Origin of the sequence: Hymenobacter duratus (genome assembly GCF_014698995.1) — a bacterium.
Taxonomy (GTDB): Bacteria; Bacteroidota; Bacteroidia; order Cytophagales; family Hymenobacteraceae; genus Hymenobacter; species Hymenobacter duratus.
Genome location: NZ_JACWZZ010000002.1, coordinates 235,993 through 249,544 on the forward strand (window position 1 = coordinate 235,993; position 13,552 = coordinate 249,544).

Consider the following 13,552-nt stretch of genomic DNA (forward strand, 5'->3'; position numbering starts at 1 on the left):
GAGGTTTTCGTTACTTTGACTTTTCCCATTTCCTCTTACTTCAGCCCATGCCCCGCATTCTCATCATCGACGACGAAAAGGCCATTCGCAATACGCTAAAGGAGATTCTCGAATACGAAAGCTACCAAGTAGATCAGGCAGAAGACGGTCCCACCGGCCTCGACATGCTCATCCGCGACAAATACGACGTGGTGCTCTGCGACATCAAAATGCCCAAGATGGACGGCATTGAGGTGCTGGAGCGGGCCAGTGTGCTGGCTCCCGACGCCGCTTTCATCATGGTATCGGCGCACGGCAACGTGGAAATGGCCGTGGATGCTACCAAGAAAGGCGCCTACGACTTCCTGCAGAAGCCACCGGACCTCAACCGCCTCCTCGTGACCGTGCGCAACGCCCTGGACCGCACCAAGCTGGTGGCCGAAACCAAGACGTTGAAGAAAAAGGTGGCCAAAAGCTCCGAGATGATTGGCTCCTCGGAGGGCCTTGGGGCGGTGCGCAAAGCCATTGAGAAAGTAGCCCCCACCGATGCGCGGGTGCTCATCACGGGGCCCAACGGAGCCGGCAAGGAGATGGTAGCGCGCCAGTTGCACGAACTCAGCAACCGCGCCAACGGCCCGCTGGTAGAGGTGAACTGCGCTGCCATTCCTTCCGAGTTGATTGAATCAGAGCTGTTTGGACACGAGAAAGGCTCGTTTACGTCGGCCGTGAAGCAGCGTATCGGCAAGTTTGAGCAGGCCGATGGCGGCACGCTGTTCCTGGATGAAATCGGCGACATGAGCCTTTCGGCCCAGGCCAAAGTGCTGCGTGCTCTGCAGGAAAACAAGATTACGCGGGTGGGCGGCGAGAAGGAAATTTCGGTGAATGTGCGCGTACTGGCGGCCACCAACAAAAACCTGCTCCAGGAAATAGCCGACCGCAACTTCCGCGAAGACCTCTACCATCGCCTCTCCGTCATCCTGATTCAGGTACCGGCCCTCAATGACCGGCGAGACGATATTCCGGAGCTTATTGAGAAGTTTCTCAAGGACATAGCCAGCGACTATGGCACCAAGCCCAAACAGATTGATGCCGCTGCTTTAGAATACCTCAAAGGCCTCGATTGGCGCGGCAATATCCGGGAGTTGCGCAACGTAGTGGAGCGCCTCGTCATCATGAGCGACGACACCATTTCCGCGGCCGACGCCAAGGCGTTTGCCGGCAAATAACTTCCGGTCGTTGGCAAACATCAGCTAGCGGCGGCAGTTTTAGTGTAACTACAGACAGCGCGGGCCAGCCGCCGGGTACGCCTCCGGTTGCTGGTCCGCGCTGTTGTTTATTTTGTCTCAAACCCGATACGCAATGCAGGAGTTTTTCAACAACCTACTGGGCATGCAAGCCACGGCCGAGACCATTACCATTGGACAAACCTGCGCGCGGGCGGTGCTGGTGTTTCTGGTGGCGCTGGTGTTGCTGCGGCTGTCGGGCCGCCGCACATTCGGCGGCAACAGCGCCCTCGACATGGTAGTGAAATTCATGTTTGGCGCCTTACTCAGTCGCGTCATTATTGCTGATGCGCCAATGGGTATTACGTTCGTGGCCGCTGCTGCTTTGGTATTTGTGCACCGGACACTGGCGTACGCAGTGTATTTTTCGCCACTGCTGCGCAAGCTGGTGAAAGGCTCCGACTCCATCTTAGCGGAAGGGGCAACCATTCATCAGCACGAGTTGCGCCAAGCCAGTGTGAGCGAGCAGGAGCTTCGCGCCGGCGTACGGGCCGCTGCCAGCACCAACGACCTGTCCACTATCAAAGAGGTTCGCTTAGAGCACGACGGCGTGATTACTGTCGTGAAGATGTGAACTGTCAGCCCGATTCCTATGCTGTTCGGGAAGACAAAGCCAGCTTAGCTGCTCACCATCTGGTTGCAGCCGCGCACATCGGAGTTATCCAGGCGGCCGAGCACTTCGAAGGACCCATCGGGATGCATCCGGGCCAGATCCTTGGTTTCGATGAAAGCGCAGGAGTCTATGTTGGCTAGGTCGATGACATTGATGGCACCGTCGGGGCGGGTGGCGGATACGGCAAACGGGTCGGCGGGGTCGCGCAGCAACACTTGCAATTGCGGCGGCGCATGGAAACGCCCATCCCCGAAGCTGTAGGCCTGACTGAGCAGTTCCGTCATACCGTACTCGGAGTGAATGCCAGCCGGACCGAATGCCTGCTGGAGTTCTTGGTGTAGCTCCTCGCGGATCATCTCGCGGCGGCGCCCTTTCATACCACCAGTTTCCAGCACGGTCAGGCCCTGCAGTTCCGGCACGGCACCATATTCCGCCGCCAGGTCGAGCAGCGCATAACTCACCCCGAACAGCAGTACGCGCCGGCCCTGATCTTTCGCCTCCGCTAAGGCCTGCAGCAGTGCGGCATGGTCGTGCAGGAAAAAGGCCTGCTGCTGTTGTCCTGATTCGCGGGCGAAATACTCGACCATGGCTACCAGCGACGAATGCCCCTGCTCCAGATACGATGGCAATAGCGCCAGAAACGTCCACTCCGTGATGGGGCCGTAGTACTGCTCGAAAATGCGGCCCGCGTTCCGGCGGTAGAGCTGCGGGTCGCGCAGGTGATGCTGGCTGCGCTGCTGCTGCGTGGTGCCGCTGCTCAGAAACAGCTCCTGCGGCGTCCAGCTTTCCGGCTCCGTGCGCACCTCATGCGTTTTGAAAAACTCGATGGGTAAAAACGGAATATCCGCCAACTGCTGCGCCTGCGCGGGGTTGCGGCCCAGCGCCGAGAGGTAGGCGCGGTAGGGCGGGCAGTGCTCGGCCTGGTGCCGGAACAGGCGCAGGGCCGCAGCCGGGGCCGTGGCATCCGTCAGGTGAGGCAATGCATTCAGGTAGTCGTCGCGGAAACTCATTAGCGGGAAGCGGGGTTTGCAGAGAGGATAACAATTGCGTTCCGGCTTCGTTGAGAAGTTGTACCTTTTGCCCGTTGCTTCGGCACTTCGTATCGTAGTTTACTGCTTCCTATGACCATGTTTCGTACTCTTCGCGCAGGGCTGCTCATCGGGGTGGGCAGCGTAGCCATTGGCTCCTGCATCAGCCCCCCCAATTTTCCTGAAACACCCAGCATCGAGTTCAAGGAGCTGATTGTAAAGCGGCAACCTTCCAACGGCAGCATTCCGGTTGACAGCGTAATTGTGACGGTCAGTTTCAAGGACGGTGATGGTGACCTGGGCCTGACGGAAGAGGAGTACAACAACCCTCCGTATCAGCGGCTCAACGGTGACGGCACGCTCAACCTGAACCACTGGAATTATTACTTTAAGCTCTTCGTGAAGGCTCCCGGCGACACAGAATTCCGGCCCTATACGACAACACCTGATTTGCTAGTGCTTAAGCCGGAAGACTATTACGGTCAGTTCCCGCATCTGGAGCCACCAAACATCGACAAGAAAGCCCCGCTGCAGGGTGATTTGCGCTTCAGCCAGGCATTTACGCTGGGCTCGCCCTTTTACCCGGGCCAGGAAGTGCGGTTTGAAGTAACGATAAAGGACCGTGCACTGAACACGAGCAACACTGTTACCACCTCCAGCTTTTTAGTGACGCGCTAGGCTGGTCGGAAACTATAAATCCCCGCTGGCGGCTCCTGGGAGCTGTCAGCGGGGATTTATAGTTTCCGGTTAGTAAATAGCCGGGAACTGCTTGGGGTCCACTTCCTGCATCAGCGCGTACACCGTATCGAACACGTCTTCGGTATTGGGCTTGCTGAAATAGTCGCCATCGGAGCCGTAGGGAGGGCGGTGGGCCTGGGCCGCAATGCAGCGCGGCGCCGAGTCGAGGTAGCGGTAGGCATCCTGCTCATCGAGCACCTGCTGCAGCATGTACGCCGTAGCGCCGCCCGGTACGTCCTCATCGGCGAAGATGACCCGGTTGGTTTTGCGGATGCTGTCCGTGATGATGTGCTCTAAATCGAAAGGAAGTAGGGTTTGCACGTCCAGCACTTCTACCGAAATACCCGCGTCGGCGAGTTGCTTGGCGGCTTCCAGCACAATGCGGCACATCGAGCCGTAAGTAACAATCGTGACGTCGGTTCCTTCGCGCAGCACTTCGGGCATGCCCAGCGGCAGCGTAAACTCGCCCACGTTGCTCGGAATCCGCTCTTTCAGACGGTAGCCGTTGAGGCACTCAATCACAATGGCCGGCTCATCAGAGCGCAGCAACGTGTTGTAAAATCCGGCCGCCTGCGTCATGTCGCGCGGTACGCACAGGTGCATGCCCCGGATGGAGCCCAGAATCATCTGGATGGGTGAGCCGCTGTGCCAGATGCCTTCGAGGCGGTGGCCGCGGGTACGCACAATGAGCGGCGCTTTCTGGCCACCCTTGGTGCGGTACTGCAGGCAGGCTACGTCGTCACTCAGAATCTGAATGGCGTAGAGCAGGTAGTCGAGGTACTGAATTTCGGTGATGGGACGCAGACCGCGCAATGCGGCCCCGATGCCCTGCCCCACAATGGTGCACTCCCGAATGCCGGTATCCGTCACGCGCAGTTCGCCGAACTTATCCTGCAAGCCGGCAAAGGCTTGGTTTACGTCGCCGATACGGCCCACGTCCTCGCCAATGGCGAAGATGCGCGGGTCGCGCTGAAAATTGGCGTCGAAACAGGCCTGCAGTACTTCGCGGCCATCTACCTGTGGGGCATCGGCAGCAAAGGCCACCTTCACCTCCTCGATGTTGCCAACGGCTTCCTCGCTTTGGCTGAACAGGTAAGAGTTGTAACGGTCCGCGTTTTCGGCGAGGGCCTGCTCCAGCCAGTTTACCAGTTCGCGGCGGGCCCCACTACGCTGGCCCCGCACCTGACGCAACGCCCGGCGTGTGGTGCGCACCAAATCAGCACGGATAGGCGTGGGATTGTGCTCCAAATGCTCTACCAGCTCATGCAGGCCATTTTCTGTTCCGGTTTCGGCTACCAGCTTGTTGAGCATAACCACCACCTCGTCGCGTTCCTGCTTGATGGGGTTGAAAAACTCGCTCCAGGCGGCCGTGCGGGCTACTTTCACAGTTTCTTTGGCCTCAGCTTCAATCTGATTCAACTCCTCTTCGGTAGCATAGGCTTCGGCCAGCAGCCACTCGCGCATCTTGCGCAGGCAGTCGTGCTCCTCTTCCCACGAAAGCCGGTCTTTGGACTTGTACCGCTCGTGCGAGCCGCTGGTGCTGTGGCCCTGCGGCTGCGTTACTTCGGTTACGTGAATGAGCACTGGCACGTGCTGGGTGCGGCACAGCTCAGCCGCACGCTGATACGTGTCAACGAGGGCAGCATAGTCCCAGCCTTTTACCACGAAAATCTCGAAGCCCTGCTCGCCTTCACCGTCGCGTTGCAGGCCAGCCAGAATGGCGGAAATGCTCTGTTTGGTGGTTTGATACTCAGCCGGCACCGAAATGCCATAGTGGTCATCCCAGACGCTCATCAGCATCGGAATCTGAAGCACACCAGCGGCATTCAGCGCCTCGAAGAACATGCCTTCGGAAGTACTGGCGTTGCCGATGGTACCAAACGCCACCTCGTTGCCGTTCACCGAAAACTGGTCGAACTGATGCAGGTCAGGGTTTTGGCGGTAGAGTTTGGAAGCGTAAGCCAGCCCCACGAGGCGCGGCATCTGGCCGGCCGTGGGCGAAATATCGGCGGAAGAGTTTTTGCTCTGGGCCAGTTTTTTGAAGTTGCCGTCCTCGTCCAGAATGCGCGTGGCGAAGTGGCCGTTCATGGCGCGGCCGGCGGTGGCGGGCTCGGCCTCGGCATCGGGGTGGGCGTAGAGCTGCGCGAAATACTGCTGCAGCGTCAGTTCACCGGCGGCCAGCATAAACGTCTGGTCGCGGTAGTAGCCGGAGCGCCAGTCGCCGGGCTGAAAGGCCCGTGCCATGGCCAGCTGCGGCAGCTCTTTGCCGTCGCCGAAGATGCCGAACTTGGCCTTGCCCATAAATACTTCCTTGCGGCCGGCCAACGACGCCTGCCGGCTTTCCCAGCCCAAACGATAGTCGCGGAGCAGTTCTTCTTTACTTAAGGTAGTGGCAGTAGCCATCAGATCAGCAGATTCAGCAGTGGGCATAAAACGGATGGGGAGGGATGTTGATGCCAGGTAAACAGGGGCGGAAAGAGTATCTGTTAGGAACAGATGCCCAAAAGTACGGATTTGGCCGGGAGCATTCGTTGCGCCAATGCTTACGGTGCCGGAGCGTTTTTGTATATCTTTGGGGAGGCATGCCATAGTGCGACATTTTTGCCTCGTGTTATGTTTGCCCTTGCGGCTTCTGCACCAGCCGGCACCTTCCTACTCATCGAAACGCAAAGCACCCACTTTGTGCCCCATCTTATGAAACACCTTGCCTCCCTCCTGCTCTTTACCTTGCTGGCCTTCGGTAGCCGCGCCCAGGGCGTAATGACCTTCGAAAAGGACGCGCATGACTTCGGCAAAGTGCCGGAAGGCACCATGGCGACGCACGAGTTCAAGTTCAAGAACACCGGCAACCAGCCCATCATGATTGCCAATGTGCAGGCCTCATGCGGCTGCACCACGCCCGACTGGACCAAGACGCCGGTATTGCCAGGTAAGTCGGGCATCATCAAGGCCATGTACAGCAGCGCGGGGCGGCCGGGCATTTTCTCTAAAACCGTAACCGTCACCAGCAATGCTAGCACTCCCAGTGCGGTGCTCACCATCAAAGGCGACGTCGTATCGAAGTCAGAAGCCAAGGAAGCCCTGACGCCGGCCCAGCTGGCACAGTCGCCACGGCTGGTGCTGGACCGCACCACCCACGATTTTGGCAAGATGGAATCGGGGCAGCAGGTGGTGGCCAAGTTCACGGTGAAGAACACAGGCAAACAGCCACTGGAACTGGGTATGATTACGTCGGCCTGCAACTGCGTCGGGTATAAGTCGGTGCCGCCTACTATTCAGCCGGGCAAAAGTGCTGTAATAGAGCTTCTGTATGCCCAGCGCCAGACCGGCCAGATAGCCGATGTAGCCACCCTGACATCGAACGATTTGAACGGTGACGTAAAAATTACGCTGAAAGCCAACATTGTGCGCGACCTGAACGGCGGCAGCATGGTGAAGGAAAGCGGTGCTGTAGTGCCCTTCAAATAGCCTGCTCTACCAGACAGGCTTGGTAACCGGGCTTGCCTGAAACGTTTCCTGCTAACACGATACCCGAGCCCCTGGCGTCTGTATGGATGCCAGGGGCTCGGTGCATTATAAAATTTGGCGTATTGCTGGCAAGCAGTAGCGGGCTTCGTGCACAATGCCAGCGGCGGTGCCTATCTTTGTAGCCTTATTCCACCCATTTACCCTCACGTTCTGCCATGATCATCGGCGTACCGAAAGAAATCAAGAACAACGAAAACCGCGTAGGTCTGACTCCTGCCGGTGTAGCTGAATTCCGCAAGCATGGCCACGACGTGTACGTGCAAGCTACTGCCGGCCTCGGCAGCGGCTTCTCGGACGCCGAGTATGAGCAGGCTGGCGCCACGGTTTTGCCGACCATCGAGGATGTGTACGCCAAGGCCGAGATGATTGTGAAGGTGAAGGAGCCCATTGCCTCGGAGTATCCCCTCATCAAGGAGAATCAACTGCTGTTCACGTATTTCCACTTCGCCTCGGGCGAGGAGCTGACCCACGCCATGATTGAGCGTAAGGCAGTGTGCTTGGCTTACGAAACGGTGGAGCTGCCCTCACGCGCGCTGCCCCTGCTCATCCCGATGAGTGAAGTAGCTGGCCGTATGGCCCCGCAGGAAGGTGCCAAGTACCTGGAGAAGCCGCTGAAAGGCCGTGGTATTCTGCTGGGTGGTGTGCCCGGCGTGAAGCCTGCCGAAGTGCTGGTACTGGGTGCCGGTATCGTGGGTACGCAGGCTGCCAAAATTGCGGCCGGCCTGGGCGCCAAAGTAACCGTAATGGACATCAGCCTGAACCGCCTGCGCGAGCTGGACGACTTCATGCCCAAGAACGTGGTAACGCAGTACTCCAACGAGTACAACATCCGCGAAGCCATCAAAACCGCCGACCTCATCATCGGCGCCGTGCTGATTCCGGGTGCCAAAGCTCCGCACCTCATCACGCGCGACATGCTGAAGACCATGCGTGCCGGCACGGTGCTCGTGGACGTAGCCGTGGACCAGGGTGGCTGCATTGAAACCTGCCGCCCCACCACGCACGAAGACCCGACGTTCATCATCGACGACATCGTGCATTACTGCGTGGCCAACATGCCGGGCGCAGTACCCTACACGTCTACGCTAGCCCTGACCAACGCCACGCTGCCTTACGCGGTGAAGCTGGCTAACCTGGGCTGGCAGGAAGCCTGCCGCCGCGACGAGGCCCTGCGCCTCGGCCTGAACGTGGTGCACGGCAAAGTGGTGTACAAAGGCGTAGCCGACGCTTGGGGGCTGCCACTGGAAACCGTGGAATCCGTAATGGAAGAAGCTGTTGCTTAACTAGTAATTGAGAAGTAGCAAGTAAGAATTGGGCGTTCTGGCAGCATGTTGGCTGTTAGGGCGCTCAATTTTTCTTTACTATCCGAATTCCGGCTGTCGTGCCGGTACCCACTGAATCGGCAGGCGGCCATTTGCTCCTTCCTGATCTTATTAACTCCCCCATGAAAGGCATTCTATACAAAGGCAGCGAGCTGACGGATCTGGTGAGTTTCGCGCGCCTCCCTTCCTACCTGCAAGCCTTTTTGCGCGAACAAAACGGTGTAGTGGCTTACTTTGGCGGGCTGCACATCCGGGGCTGCGTTTCTGATCCAAGCTGGCACTCCCTGGCTGAAGCATGGCAGGGCGAGCGGGCATTCTGGCGCACGTATGCTGCAGTGCAGGAAACCGATATTCCGTTTGCTCAGGATTGCGCCGGCAACCAGTTTCTGTTGCGCGGTGATGCCGTGCTCTGGCTGGACACGGAAACCGGCGAGCTGGCCGACCTGGAAGTGGACTTTAAGCACTTCCTGTTCGGGGCCGAAAAGTTTCCGGTAGATGCCCTAGGCATGGAACCGCTGCGGGCCTTCCAGCAAAGTGATGGGGTGCTGCGGCCAGGCCAGCTGCTAAGCGTTTACCCGCCTTTCTGCATGGCTACCGACGGGCAGCAAACGCCCAGCTTCAAGGCAATAGATGCCACTGAGAGGCTGGCCTGGCTAGCCGATTTCTACCGCCAGATTAAGGATTTGCCAGATGGACAGTCCATCAGCCTGAAACCGCTGTAAGCTCTAGCGCCCTTCCCTCTTTTGCCGCTGGCTGGCCTGTTCAGAGCAGGCGGACAGCACTGATTTCTCGTTTGTATGCCTGCTGAGTTTCTGTGGTTGCTGCTACGCCGTCTGGCCCTGTTACTGGGGGCCTACCTATTGCTGCGCCTTGGATTCTACGCAGCCAACGCCGGCATTTTTCGGGAAGCGGAATCCACTGCCCTGCTGCTGGCCTTCTGGCACGGCTTCCGCTTTGATGTATCGGCGCTATTGCTGCTGAACGTGCCGGTTATTGTGCTGTCGTTGGTGCCGAGCCGCGGGCGGGTATGGCAGCGGATGCTGCGGGCGGTATGGCTGCTAATCAATGGGTTTGGGGTGGCCCTCAACCTGATTGATACGGAATACTTCCGCTTTATCGGGCGGCGCACCAGCAATGAGCTGGTCACCATCGGGGATGATGTGCGGCGGCAGGCCGGCCAGCTACTGCTCAACTACTGGTATCTGCTGATTCCGTTTGGGCTGCTGCTGCTGGCCCTGTGGCTGCTGTACCCGCTGCCCAGGCCCTTGCCCGCGCCAACCGGGCCGCTGCCAGCAGCCAAAAGCCGCACGACTACCGTGCTGATTTTTGGGACGCAGTTGGTGCTGCTGGCCGGGCTGGTGGTGCTGGGTATCCGGGGCGGGCTGCAGCTGAAGCCCTTGCGCACCGGGCACGCCTTTGGGCAGCAGCCGGCAGTGCTGGGCCACCTAGCCCTCAACAGCACCTTCACATTCCTGAAAAGTATTGATGCCCAAACGATAGAGCGCAAAACGTATTTCCGCTCTCCTGCTGAGTTGCGCCAGGCCCTGGCGGCCCGCCCTTTGCCACCCGCCACAGCCCCGCCCACCGCTGATAACGTAGTGATTCTGCTGCTGGAAAGCTTTGCATCGGAATACACAGGGGTTGAAAACAGCGGCCAAACCGGCTATACCCCCTTTTTCGATTCACTAGCGACGCACGGCGGAGTGCTGTTTCGGGAGAATTATGCCAATGGCCGCCGCTCCATTGAGGCCCTGCCTGCCACGCTGGCCGGCTTGCCCGGCCTAATGGACAATTCGTTCATTACTTCCAGCTTCCAGACCAATGAGTTGCATGGGCTTGGTGAACTGCTGGGCCAGCGTGGCTATGCTACATCTGTTTTTCACGGCGCCCAAAACGGCACTATGGGTTTCAATACCTTTTCCGGTATTGCGGGAATACAGCAGTATTATGGTCTGGATGAGTACCCGGGTGGCGCAAAGAGCCCCGATTATGACGGACACTGGGGTATTTTCGATGAGCCTTACCTGCAGTATTTCAATCGGGAGCTGAGCCGAAAGAAGGAACCATTTTTCAGCACTGTATTCACGCTAAGCGCCCACGAGCCATTCACGCTGCCCAGCCAGTACAAGGGGCGCTTTCCGGCGGGCACCCTGCCTATTCAGCCCACTATTGCCTACACCGATTATGCGTTGCGGCGCTTTTTTGCGGCAGCTGCCCGCCAGCCCTGGTACCGCCGCACGTTGTTTGTGCTACTCGCCGACCACACTTCCCAGAGCGACAATCCGGCTTATCTCAATACGCTGGGCGCTTACAAAACGCCACTTCTGCTTTTTCATCCTGGCCGAACCTTGCCCGCCGCCAACGTGCACCGCATTACCCAGCAGGCCGACGTACCGGCTACGGTGCTGGATGTGCTGGATGTGCCCGTGCCGGCGTCCCGGCTATTGCCTTTCGGCTATTCGGCTTTTGATGCCGGAACCATGGGGCGGGCTCTTTTTCTGAGCGGCGGCAGCTATTTTCTGGTGCATCATGACTTCGTAACGGAGCTGACCGCCGACAACAAAATCCGCTTGTATCCTTATCAGACGCATTTTATTCCGGCCAAACCGCTGCCCAACCCCGATCCGCAGAAGCTGCAGCAATACGGCAATGAGCTGAAAGCCTGCGTGCAGTTCTTCACCGCTGGGCTGCTCGACAACACGCTCTACCGCTGAACCAGGCAGTTTGTGGGCCGCGGTTCTACCCCTGCTGCTCCTGCAGCCGTGCCTGGATGGCCTTTATCTCTTCCGAATCGATGGGCTTATGAATCAGGCCGGCAACCAGTTCGTATTGCTTGGCCTTTTCCATGTCCGAGAGGGCCAGCGACGAAGTGAGAATGTAGATCTGGCAGCGCCCCTGCAACTCATCTGTGTAGGGCTCCAGGGCCTCCAGAAACTGCCAGCCGTTCATCACGGGCATATTCAAATCCAAAAAAACGACCTGCGGCACCGTCTTCTCCTTGTTCTGGACCAGCTGCTGCAGCGCCTTAGTAGCCGAAACAAACGTGCAGATCAGGTTTGAAAATCCTTCGGCCCGCAGCAGCTGCTCCGTAAGGTAGATGCTGAGAGAATCGTCGTCGATTAAATAGGTTTCAATTCGCATAACACTAGAATTCTAAGGTGAAGTGGGTTCCGATGCCCACTTTGCTCTGCACGCTAATACGGCCATTCATGGATTCGACATGGGATTTCACTAAAAATAATCCGATGCCCCGCCCCGGCTTGTCGGGATGGAAGCGGCGGTAGAGCTGAAAGACGTCTTCCCCTTCCTTCTCCTGGTCGAATCCGGAGCCGTTATCCCATACCTCTATCGTCACGTGCTCATCGGCAGCCACGGAAGCCTCGATGGAAATCTGCAGCGGGCGCGCATCAGACCGGTATTTGATGGCGTTGGAAATCAGATTGTGAAAAATGCTGTGAAAATAGGCCCGACTTCCCTGCACCTGCAGCTGCTCGGCAATACTGCAGTGCAGCTGGCCCCCGCATTGGCGGAGCTGTTTCTCCAGGCCGGTCAGGGCCTGCCGGCACACGGCCGCCAATGCCACCGGCTCCGGCCGGTAGCTGCCCTGCTGGTCGCGGATAGCCAGAATGCCGTTGACGTCGGCCAGCACGCCATCCAGCTGCTGGATACTGGTACGCAGGTGATTGAGTGACTCGTCGAACACGGGCGACGCTTTATCAACTCGCAGAAGCAGGTTGCTGTAGCCAAGCGCATTGGCCAGTGGTGCCCGCAGATTATGCGACACGATATAGGCAAACTGTTGCAGGTCGGCATTTTGCTTGCCCAGCCTGTCGGCCAGCAGCAGTTGCTTCTCCTCCGCTTCTTTGCGCGCCGTGATGTCCTGCATGGCGCCAATCATCCGGACCGGGTGGCCATGCTCGTCGCGCAGGATATAGCCCCGGTCGAATACGACTGCCCAGGAGCCATCAGCACGGAGAAACTTGTATTCCTGCTGCCAGAATGTGTTGGCGGTGTTGAAGGCCGTTTGCACCAGACCCGCCACTACCCGTTGGTGTTCTGCTTCTTCTACGGCATCAGCCCACGTGCTGAATGGGGTCGGATTCTGCTTTAGCTCATAGCCAAACAACGTATTAAACCCCTCCCCCCAAAACAGCGTGTTGGCCGCCACGTTCCAATCGTAAAGAGCGTCGGTAGTAGCCCTGAGAGCATACTGAAACCGTTCGTTACTGGTCTGCAGGTCTGCTTCCACTTCCTTCTGCGCCGTCAGGTCATGTACAATCCCGACCAGCTGGCAGCAGGTACCGTCCGGCTCCAGCACGGGGGTTATGCTTACTTCAGCCGTTTTGCGGCCGTTCGGATAATCTGACACTTCCTGCCAGACGACGCTCTTCATGGTACGCAGCGCCGTATTGTAGTGCTCCAGCACCATACTGAGCGACGGCTCAGGAATAACTTCCGGAACCAGACTGCCCACTACCCGAGCCGCCGACACACCGGTCGTTTGCTCGAATGCCTTGTTCACAAACATGAACCGGAACTGCCCGTCTTCTTCCCGCCGCAGCACAAACGTCACGTCAGCAATATTATCGAAGATGACTGACAGATGCTTTTCGCGTTCCAGCAGCAAAGAATTTGTGGACGATGCCAGCTCCTTCCTGACCACCCCGTAGACTCCGGCCGCGTGCCCTTCGGCGGCCGGCAGTAGCGTCAGCAAAACCGGTAGTGGCTGGCCTTGCACCAGCAGTTGCGCTTCGCAGGCCACTACTTCGCCGGCTGCCGCGCGGCGCAGGTATTGGCGCAGGGCGTCAGCCTCCGACGAAACCGTGAGCTCCATGAGCAATTGCCCGGCTAAGTGCGCGGCGGGCTGTTGGAGCAAGCCGGCAAATCCGGCTGTCAGTTGAGACAAACGCCCCTTTTCGTCCAGCCTGAAGGCGGCTTCCGCACTGTGCTCAAATCCTGTACTATCCAGCGGCGTACCTGCATCTATCATAGTCAGTCGGAAGCAAAACAATTCGTCTCATTCTGGCAGCTTCCCGGCTAGTGTCTTTTGCTCATGCAGCA

At 58.4% G+C, this 13,552-nt stretch carries 11 protein-coding genes; 7 read left to right on the forward strand and 4 right to left on the reverse strand.

Annotation, left to right across the window (positions count from 1 at the left end; all coding sequences use genetic code 11):
• Positions 1–47 precede the first annotated feature (47 nt).
• Both IC231_RS08905 and IC231_RS08910 read left to right on the forward strand, forming a co-directional pair.
• Positions 48–1,205, forward strand: a complete 1,158-nt coding sequence (locus IC231_RS08905; protein ID WP_185886890.1) for a sigma-54-dependent transcriptional regulator — start codon at positions 48–50, stop codon at positions 1,203–1,205.
• 112 nt (positions 1,206–1,317) lie between these two features.
• A complete protein-coding gene (locus IC231_RS08910) occupies positions 1,318–1,836 on the forward strand; it encodes a YetF domain-containing protein (protein WP_190784185.1) in 519 nt (172 codons plus the stop codon).
• Positions 1,837–1,880: 44 nt separating this feature from the next.
• Here IC231_RS08910 and IC231_RS08915 read toward each other — a convergent pair whose 3' ends face one another.
• Entirely contained in the window at positions 1,881–2,885 is a 1,005-nt protein-coding gene (locus IC231_RS08915; RefSeq protein WP_190784186.1) for a long-chain-fatty-acid--protein ligase, read from the reverse strand.
• A gap of 117 nt (positions 2,886–3,002) precedes the next feature.
• On the opposite strand from IC231_RS08915, the gene IC231_RS08920 reads away from it, so the two are divergent.
• A complete protein-coding gene (locus IC231_RS08920; protein ID WP_190784187.1) occupies positions 3,003–3,581 on the forward strand; it encodes a hypothetical protein in 579 nt (192 codons plus the stop codon).
• 69 nt (positions 3,582–3,650) lie between these two features.
• Here the strand turns inward: IC231_RS08920 and IC231_RS08925 are convergent, their stop codons facing one another.
• Positions 3,651–6,071 carry an alpha-ketoacid dehydrogenase subunit alpha/beta gene (locus IC231_RS08925; protein ID WP_190784188.1) on the reverse strand — a complete coding sequence of 807 codons (2,421 nt, stop codon included), beginning with the start codon at positions 6,069–6,071 and terminating at the stop codon, positions 3,651–3,653.
• Between the two features lie 264 nt (positions 6,072–6,335).
• Here IC231_RS08925 and IC231_RS08930 point away from each other — a divergent pair, with 264 nt between their 5' ends.
• The 4 genes from IC231_RS08930 to IC231_RS08945 all read left to right on the forward strand — a co-directional run bounded on the left by IC231_RS08930 (position 6,336) and on the right by IC231_RS08945 (position 11,205).
• A complete protein-coding gene (locus IC231_RS08930) occupies positions 6,336–7,109 on the forward strand; it encodes a DUF1573 domain-containing protein (RefSeq protein WP_190784189.1) in 774 nt (257 codons plus the stop codon).
• 215 nt (positions 7,110–7,324) lie between these two features.
• Entirely contained in the window at positions 7,325–8,452 is a 1,128-nt protein-coding gene (gene ald / locus IC231_RS08935) for an alanine dehydrogenase (protein WP_185886896.1), read from the forward strand.
• Positions 8,453–8,613: 161 nt separating this feature from the next.
• Positions 8,614–9,213 carry an SMI1/KNR4 family protein gene (locus IC231_RS08940; protein WP_190784190.1) on the forward strand — a complete coding sequence of 200 codons (600 nt, stop codon included), beginning with the start codon at positions 8,614–8,616 and terminating at the stop codon, positions 9,211–9,213.
• A gap of 75 nt (positions 9,214–9,288) precedes the next feature.
• Positions 9,289–11,205 carry an LTA synthase family protein gene (locus tag IC231_RS08945; protein ID WP_190784191.1) on the forward strand — a complete coding sequence of 639 codons (1,917 nt, stop codon included), beginning with the start codon at positions 9,289–9,291 and terminating at the stop codon, positions 11,203–11,205.
• A gap of 25 nt (positions 11,206–11,230) precedes the next feature.
• Here IC231_RS08945 and IC231_RS08950 read toward each other — a convergent pair whose 3' ends face one another.
• Positions 11,231–11,632, reverse strand: coding sequence for a response regulator (locus IC231_RS08950; protein ID WP_190784192.1), 402 nt, complete (start codon positions 11,630–11,632; stop codon positions 11,231–11,233).
• Positions 11,633–11,636: 4 nt separating this feature from the next.
• Positions 11,637–13,481 carry a PAS domain-containing sensor histidine kinase gene (locus IC231_RS08955; protein WP_190784193.1) on the reverse strand — a complete coding sequence of 615 codons (1,845 nt, stop codon included), beginning with the start codon at positions 13,479–13,481 and terminating at the stop codon, positions 11,637–11,639.
• Between the last annotated feature and the right edge of the window lie 71 nt (positions 13,482–13,552).